Raw genomic sequence first — 332 nt, forward strand, 5'->3', positions numbered from 1 at the left:
CGAACAGCCAACTGAAATAAGAATGGTTCACACTAAACTGATTGAATCGAGGCATGATAAATCCTAAGAATTCATGGGTATCATGGTTCTACCTTCATATTGGGAACCGTTGAATAGAGAATATGAAAGTGGGTATCCCCCACGACTGACTAATAAACCAAGCCACGCGTCTCCACAGGTAACCGTTTACAGCGCTTTGAATATTCTTAGTATAATAAGATGCCACTTCAAAGGCATTGGCTTCGGGATCAGCTACCAGGTGAAATTCCCAAACGAACTCTGCTGCCTCTTTCTCGCGACCATTGGCACGGAGATATTCTTCGGTTAACTTA

At 43.1% G+C, this 332-nt stretch carries 1 pseudogene; it reads right to left on the reverse strand.

The window, feature by feature from the left end:
• Positions 1 to 94: 94 nt before the first annotated feature.
• Positions 95 to 332 (reverse strand): annotated as a pseudogene (locus D0T60_RS18550) (hypothetical protein); the annotation flags it as partial.

It is taken from the genome of Bacteroides sp. 224 (assembly GCF_010500995.1).
Lineage (GTDB): Bacteria > Bacteroidota > Bacteroidia > Bacteroidales > Bacteroidaceae > Bacteroides.